Here is a 7,865-nt window from a genome sequence, read left to right on the forward strand (position 1 = left end):
AAAACAAAATTTGTCATTTTGGGCGTTTTTAAATGACAGGCTTTCTCTTAAAAATACCATCCCTTTACTGGGGGATTTGGTGTTGCAAGGATCTCGAACTACCACAACTTATTGAGTAGTTACTATTTATCTTCGTTTTATTTATGCCCCATGCTTCTCGTCGTTCCCGTGAAAACGGGAACCCAGTGTCTTAAGTTTTTTTAAACAAAAGTCAGCTGATGCCAGCCTTCGCTTGGCATAACGGGCAAAAAGCATCACCAATCAATCGGTTTTAATTCACCAGCCGACTCAACCGCCATTTGCGTAATTCGTTGCTGAGTTAACGCATCGCTGGCTTTTGCTTGAGCATCCAACAATTGCAGCTTGGCTTGTTCATTTTGCAGCATCACACCTTCGGCGTTTATTCGAGCCTGTAAATCTTCGATGTCCTTTTGCTGCGGCGCATTATCGATTTTGCGGATAAGCTGTATCAGTTGGTTATAGCGAGCTTGAGTTTGTTGAAGTGAAATTTGAGTCTGACCAAACCAACGACCACGATAGCGATTAACCTGATCATAAAGCCCCGCCATATCACCTCCGAGCTTCAACCATTCACTGTTATGCAACCCTTGCTGTTTTAGGGTTAAGTTCGGGTCAACCTTCACGCTGATGTCATACACGCTATCAATTACACCCGACATATGGCGCACACCATTAATGCTAGAAAGCTGACTTTTAGCCGTACTTAATTGCTGCTTTAAAGTATTTATTTCTTCAAGCAAGTGCTTCACCTGAATGATGTTTTGTTGCAGGTTAGCGGCATCAATAACAGGAAATGCGTGTGCTGATAATGGTAGAAATAAGGTAAACATTATTAAGCCGTCGTACCCGTGAAAACGGGTACCCAGTGACTTTAGAATCTTTAAATAGAAAAAGTCGCTAGATTCCCGCTTACTACATGCGGGAATGACGAGCGTTGTGCCTTTGCCGTCGTACCCGTGAAATCGGGTACCCAGTGCCTTTAGTCTTATTGCCAATAAAGGTTTCATTTACCACCTCGCTTATCTCGCAAGGCATCAAAATAAAGCGGCAACCAAACATTCGGCTCATCACCCACTCGCTCAATCAATTTCGTCATCACGGCCACTTTGTCGGTAGTACCAGAGATCACCGCCAGCTCTTCCTCAAAACCATTCAAATCAAGTGTGTTGACCGAACTAAACTGACCTTGCTTAACGATAAACTGATGAGAATTGGGCTGTAGCTCAGTTTTAATCAGCTCAAACTCCCTTTCAGTTACATGCAGTCCGTCAACATAATCTTCTCGTCTTGCCTTCGGATTGGGCATAAACACAAACGTGGCACATTGTTCTATCAAGGTGTGGGCGATTGGCGAGGTCAATACATCACGGGCTGATTGCGTTCCATAAACCATAATGCCGTTTTGTTTCCGAATAACTTTCTGCTTGTTTTGAGCTAAATCCTCAAAGTATTCGTCAGCCAGTAGCTTCCAAAACTCATCCATGATGATTTGCAAACGCCGACCATCAATCAGGCTTTCGATTCGATGGAACAAATACATCACAATGGGTGTGCGGATCTGCTCATTATCTAAAAACTCAGTAACATCAAAAGCCAGAAGAGATTGTTCATTCACATCCAGCTCATCCACTTCGTTATCCAATACCCAAGCTAACTCACCGCCTAGGCACCATGTTTGTAATCGAGCGTAACAACCGTCAGTGTCAACAGGATCAAGAAACTCCAAACACCGACTCAAGCGGCGCTTATTTTTAGGTAAACTCATTACACCTTTAACCGCTGATGCCAATTCCTGTTGCTGCTGATGCGTTAAAGTATCACCGCACAACTTGCCAAGCAGCGATGTTAAAAACAGTTGGTTTGCTGACGTACTTTCTAATTGAAACGGATTAAACCCTGTCGTCTTCCCCATTTGTAACGGTAGATACAAACCTTTGCAGGCTCTGACATACACCTCTAACCCACGGTCTTTATCGAAGATAATTTGTGTAGGTGTAAACTTCTTACTCTGAGCAATCAAAAAAACCTGCAATACTGTTTTACCACTACCCGATGGCCCGATAATTAATGTGTTACCCAAGGCGTGATGCTCGTCCTTAAGCGTGGATTCCTTAGTAACCTTTTCATCTGGACTGGGCAGCGAGCGCTGGCGAGGTTCATGGAAGTTAAAGTAAAACGGTCCGCCTGATGCTGTTTTAAATAGCGTCACCGCAGCGCCCCACTGGTTACCATAAAGCTGACCAGACGGATAATTATGAAAACTACAAAAGCCAGCAAAGTTGCGAGAAGAAATAGGAGCAGGTCGAGGACGAAACTTAAAGTTCGCAGGTAATTGCGACCAAAAAGCCGCAGCGGATGACCAAGTTTCTCTTACCGCAATAATGGCGCTGTCGGCAAGTTCCGACTTCAATGCGGCCAAGTTCAAGTTCAGCTGGGTTACTGTTTTAGCAAACACGCTTAACGTTAAATGGTGTTCACCATAAACCATGCGGCTAGAGGTCAAATCATCCAGCCCATCATCAATGGCCGCAACTTGGCTGTGAGCTAAGTCGCCCGTGGTATGTAAGCGATTTTGCTGTTTGATTAACAGCTCAGTCGCAACAGGTTTAGATAAAAACTGAAAGCTTTGGCTTAACACCAATTCAAATGGCGCCGACAACAACGCATTAAGCAAACCCGCTTCGGTGCTTTCAGGATATTCCGATATTCCCAAGCTGGCACCAAAACGGGCTTGCGTAATGCCCTTCAATACAAAGGTATCGTTGCCAAAAAATGGCCTAGCCCGACAAAGTGAATGTGCAATATTCGCTTTGGGTAATGCTCTCGGTTGCCATTCGCCATTGGTTAAATAGTCCAATAACGTAACCAACTCTGAATACAACACACCTTGCTTAACGTAAACACCTAACCGTTGTGCTTGGTAGGCTTCCAGTGACGCTACAACCGTTGCCACCACTTCATTTATTTTCGACAAAGCCTGCTGTTGTTTAGCTAACTCATTCAGTTTCGAGCCATTATTTTTGAATAAGTTGATATTAGAAAACCAGTTTTGAACGGCGTTATTTTTGCGGTAAATCACCGTCAAATACAGCTCGTTAACCATCAACTGATTTTGACATACCTTAGCGGCGTATTTGTCATTAAGTGCTTTATCAAATGCACAGCTGAACTCACCATCAGGGAAGACTTTTTGCTCCCTTCGGATCACATGTGTCCATAAACACAATTCAGGGCTGGCAATGTTTCGCAACAATAAATTCAGTTGTTCTTTCCATAACAGCACTTGCTCAGGATCAGCTGACTCATGCGCCACGCCTTGCAGCTTAATGATTTGCAAATAATCACCGCTGCGAGTTTTTAACGTGTGTTCATCAACATGAGTTTGATACGGGATAAACTCACTCACCGAGTTTTCTTGCTGCCACAAATCTGAGTAAGCTTTGGCCGTCATTAGCTTGCCCTCAAATTTGAATAACGGTGTTTACGGGAATTCACTAACGGACTTGCCGTTGCAGCACCAAAGTAGCGCCAACCAAGAGATTTCGCTTTAGTGTTTAGCCAAAGATAGAGCAAACGGAAGATACGAGGGTCACGCAAACACAAGCCATACATCAGCGCATGAACAGGAAGATACAGCAATAAACTGAATGGATTTTTAGTCGCTATCATCACTACCGCAACCAATGCACCAGCGATAATCATACCGTCCAAGGTCACGCCCCATTTCATTGCTGGACGAGTGACGGCAACAAACAGCGGATCTTGGCGATTCATTTCAATCGTGTTCATTATGCTAACCTCACGACACGGCCGAAATAATCATGTCTACTATCGTAGTACCGCCAAATACCAACACAATTCCGGCAATGTACTTGCCGCAAGTCTCGCCTGTAATACGGCCAAACCAAGCCAAATATCCCAAAATGGCAATACCAATCACCGCCGCACTTCTGGCTATGCCATTGGTTAGCAAATCCATCACCCAGTTCACCCTCTCGGTAATGGGGTTAGCAAATGCGATTTCGGGAGTCAAGAATAAGAAAAGCAGCAGCCACAATTGAGCGATTAACGCACGGCTTGCTTGGGCTGATTTGTGATTGAATGATTTAGGTACAGGAACGAAAAAGCCTTTCATTCTCCGCTCTCCTTTTGGTCAGGGAGATAAGTCTGAAAGGCAGTTTAGGGTTGTTGTGGTTTAGAGGGTATGTTTGTTTTAAATTAAGTAAACAACTACAAAGAATCAATTCTTACGTTTTAAATTTTCAAGATAATCAATTAACTCATGAACTTTAGTCGTTGGATTAGACGTATGATTTTTCTCTGCCGCAGAGAGAGAACGTGCAGCGTTCGCTTTTGCGAAATCAGTTTGCCCAAATAAATGACTAAAAACATCTTTATCTCCCTTTGAGTAATTAGGCATGTATCCTTTTAACTCTTTGAGAACCTCATTTGCGATGCTACTTTTCCCTGCTCTATGAAAAGGCTTAGTTGTATATTGAAAATGCAATAGCAACCAATATTCAAAACAAGGAATAGAGGTCGTTGCAAAAAATAAACATTTTCCTTTTTTTGCTCTTATAATTTCTATTACTTCATCAAAAGTTTCATGTTCATCTTTATCGAATACACAATAAACTCTATCAAAACCATCACCTTTTTTTTCTTCTGACCTCACTAATTCTTCAGCTCGCCTCAAAACACTCCGTGGGCTTGAGCCACAATTGCCATCTACAGCAACATTTGCAGAGTTAATTTTGTAGTAACTAATAAGTTCCAAAAAATAGTTCGGCTCTGTTTTTTCCCCTTCACATACTATTAGAACTTTATCGTAGCTTGCTCGTTTTGCTACACGGCGCCTTAAGTCACTCTGCACTCTAGCTTTCTTTTTATGATGTAGATCATCTGATCCCATAACTACGATTCCTATATCACAAAAGGCTTTATAAAAGGTAACGCACCATATCTACCGGACAAATAGCCCAGTTCAATATTTTCTCTATCCTTTTTAGGGCTAAAATCTGACAATGGGTATAATACAGTTTCTTGAGATTGATCTTTTTCACAAAACCAAATTTGATCCCTTCTGAAAACCTCTTGACTCAAAATAGAAGTGTCATGTGTCGTAAAAATCAACTGAGCATTATTTGGGTTAGTTTCATTACTATGGAATAGTTCAACCAAATACTTAACCATTTTAGGATGCAAGTTATCGTGCAGCTCATCCACTACTAATACATAACCTTTTTCTAAAATATCTAACCAAGGGCCCGCGAAAGAGAAAAACTTTTGAGTACCATCCGATTCATCTTCAAAATCTAAAGGCATTAATGTGCCGGAATCAGTTTTATGGATGGTTCTGATATCGAGCAATTCATGATCACGCATATCATCTGTAATTTTCTTTTTGATTTCTTCAGGAAAGTCATCAGGAATTGAGCTTGGGTCAAATTTTTCAGTTTTAATATCAATATCATGAATATTGAAATCTGCAGATTGTAAAAGTTCTAAGATTTTTTCTTTTTTATTATTATCTTTACACTGTATAGCTGTATAACTAGAGTCCCACCCACTTACATTAGATGTTCTTAGCTTTTCCCTAAACCAGTTAAATACAGGTTTTAATTGATCGCTATTCAATTGAACTGCTGTTGAAAGGAAAAGGGCATTTCTTCTAGTTGCAGCTTGCCAAATAGATTTATTACCTGTTAAAAAATCACTAAATTTATAATCATAAGACTGATTTTTTTCGTCAAAGACTCTCGAAAACCATCTCTGAGCTCTCCCCTTAGGAAAAGCATAGAGCCACTCTTCAAAAATTTGGTGCTGAGACGCAGAAAAGCCATATTGATAACGAATACCTTCGGTGATAAAAACAACTTCAAACTCAGAAGGCTGCTTAGCAGTTAACTCATTAAATAAAAATGGAGTAACGGATAAAGTATCACCTTCTTGAATCTTTGAGGCAGAATTTCTTACAATAGACTCCACTTTCATTAGAGCTTTTATTAAATTTGATTTACCTGCTGCATTAGCACCGTAAATAACAGAAGATCTTAACAAAGGTGCATTTATTGAATCAGGGGCAAACGTGTGAGAATATTCCTTTTCATCGCCTTTAGACTTTACCATGCTAAGAACCTGTTCATCTTTAATAGAACGATAATTCTTGACTCTAAATTCAATTAACATTTTTTACCTTTTAAAAATTATTGATAAATCCATCAATATGGGAATTATAATGCATATTTTGGAAAAAAGTACCAATTTTACACATTAAATCCAATTAAGGTTCAGCTATGTTAAAGCTTTAATCTGTAATTATTGAAATAGCTACCTCCAACTCCCACCTTTCAAGCAACGTCACCCGATAAGGCTCTTCATCCAACCAATCCCTAAAATTCTGCTCGTTCTTAATCGACCAACTTCCCAGTTCTGGTGCAACGATTTCAACGCTACAAAGCGCAGATTCTGCTGTTTGGGTTAATGTTTTGGTAAACGCATCATAAGCAGCAATTTCATCTTCATTTGATAACAGCCTGTATTGGTGCAGGGCTTTACACAGACAGTAGTCAAATAACAGTCCGTCATTAATGTAAATGGCATCAGTAAGTAATAGGTAAAGCTGTTTGATTTATTGATTGGCGATTGGGAACTGGCGTTGAAGGGACTGAAGACAGTTTTGATATACCGGGTTAGTAGCAATCCAATGTTCCATTGCTTCATCAAAACTCATTACCGCAGCTTAAAGTGAAATTTCTGGTTTTATCATGCTGATTCAAAACTCTTTGGTGCAGATCATTAGTAATTGCCGATAGTATCACTCACTAAAAATATTTAAATAGTCAGCATTAGATCTCTTTAAGCTATCGTTATTCGATATCTTTATTACACAAAATATTTAATTTTTATAATAATTCGCATAATTGCTATTTTGAGCATTTTGTGCATTTTTGTCATTTTTGTCATTTTTGTCATTTTTGTCATTTTTGTCATTTTTGTCATTTTTGTCATTTTTGTCATTTTTGTCATTTTAAGAATAATGCCGTTTATGGAGGTTATTCATGATTCAAGAAACAATACCCGAACTGCCGAGTGAAGCTTACCAAACACCATCATCCAGAGTTAAAGCTTTGCGAATGATGTTAGGGCTGAGCCGTAAGAATTTTGAACAAGCTTCAGGAATCTCTGCTGCGACACTGACAGCGTGGGAAACAAATAAACATCCCCTCTCAGCCAAAGGAGCCAAAAAACTGGTTGATGCCTTTGAAAAATTAAGTATCAACTGCACCACTAATTGGCTGCTTTCTGGTGACGGGCTTGCACCACGCTACCAGCAACCAGACACAGAATGCTATGCGTTGGACGCTCGCATTTTAAAAGAAGTTTTTTACTTTGAACAGAGTAACCCCTCTCCTATTGTGTCTATTGTTAGCGATAATTCAATGGAGCCATTTTATGAATTGGGTGATTATGTTGGCGGTTGTCAGTTATTGCCTGATAAAGCGGAGCTGCTTATCGGAAAAGATTGCATCGTCACTCTTGAGACAGGCCAAGTTGTCATTCGTAGAGTGCAGCAAGGTAAAGAAGAACGCTTGAATTTATATAGTTTGAATTATGAAACTCAAGCTGAAAACGCATTTATTTCGGATTGTAAGATACAAAGGATTGCTCAAGTTATTTGGCATCGTCGCACTGATGTCGTCACACTTTAGGAGCAATAACTAGTCGGTTCTGAAAAAATCCATTTCAAGAGTTAAAATGTACGGCATCTGATTTACGCAAAATTCAGAGCCGTACCCCAAAAGCAAGATTTCTTAGATTTTGCATCAATTTCACTACAAAAC

7 protein-coding genes are annotated in these 7,865 nt (G+C 40.1%); 1 reads left to right on the top strand and 6 read right to left on the bottom strand.

What is annotated here, in order from left to right; all coding sequences use genetic code 11:
• Positions 1 to 254: 254 nt before the first annotated feature.
• The 6 genes from JQC92_RS19880 to JQC92_RS19905 all read right to left on the bottom strand — a co-directional run bounded on the left by JQC92_RS19880 (position 255) and on the right by JQC92_RS19905 (position 6,210).
• Positions 255 to 1,028 carry a type IV secretion system protein gene (locus tag JQC92_RS19880; protein ID WP_205001280.1) on the bottom strand — a complete coding sequence of 258 codons (774 nt, stop codon included), beginning with the start codon at positions 1,026 to 1,028 and terminating at the stop codon, positions 255 to 257.
• Complete coding sequence (locus JQC92_RS19885) at positions 1,025 to 3,472, bottom strand: VirB4 family type IV secretion/conjugal transfer ATPase (protein ID WP_205001281.1); 2,448 nt, start codon at positions 3,470 to 3,472, stop codon at positions 1,025 to 1,027. The genes JQC92_RS19880 and JQC92_RS19885 overlap by 4 nt, the downstream gene beginning before the upstream one ends.
• On the bottom strand, positions 3,472 to 3,810 hold the full coding sequence (locus tag JQC92_RS19890; RefSeq protein WP_205001282.1) for a VirB3 family type IV secretion system protein: 339 nt from the start codon (positions 3,808 to 3,810) through the stop codon (positions 3,472 to 3,474). The genes JQC92_RS19885 and JQC92_RS19890 overlap by 1 nt, the downstream gene beginning before the upstream one ends.
• A gap of 10 nt (positions 3,811 to 3,820) precedes the next feature.
• The gene (locus JQC92_RS19895; protein ID WP_205001283.1) at positions 3,821 to 4,156 is read right to left on the bottom strand and encodes a TrbC/VirB2 family protein; all 336 of its coding nucleotides are present in this window, start codon (positions 4,154 to 4,156) and stop codon (positions 3,821 to 3,823) included.
• 105 nt (positions 4,157 to 4,261) lie between these two features.
• On the bottom strand, positions 4,262 to 4,933 hold the full coding sequence (locus tag JQC92_RS19900) for an RloB family protein (RefSeq protein WP_205001284.1): 672 nt from the start codon (positions 4,931 to 4,933) through the stop codon (positions 4,262 to 4,264).
• Positions 4,934 to 4,944: 11 nt separating this feature from the next.
• Positions 4,945 to 6,210, bottom strand: coding sequence for an AAA family ATPase (locus tag JQC92_RS19905; RefSeq protein WP_205001285.1), 1,266 nt, complete (start codon positions 6,208 to 6,210; stop codon positions 4,945 to 4,947).
• An 872-nt stretch (positions 6,211 to 7,082) separates the two neighbouring features.
• On the opposite strand from JQC92_RS19905, the gene JQC92_RS19910 reads away from it, so the two are divergent.
• On the top strand, positions 7,083 to 7,733 hold the full coding sequence (locus JQC92_RS19910) for an XRE family transcriptional regulator (RefSeq protein WP_205001286.1): 651 nt from the start codon (positions 7,083 to 7,085) through the stop codon (positions 7,731 to 7,733).
• Positions 7,734 to 7,865: the final 132 nt, after the last annotated feature.

Source organism: Parashewanella hymeniacidonis (assembly GCF_016900895.1).
Taxonomy (GTDB): Bacteria; Pseudomonadota; Gammaproteobacteria; order Enterobacterales; family Shewanellaceae; genus Parashewanella; species Parashewanella hymeniacidonis.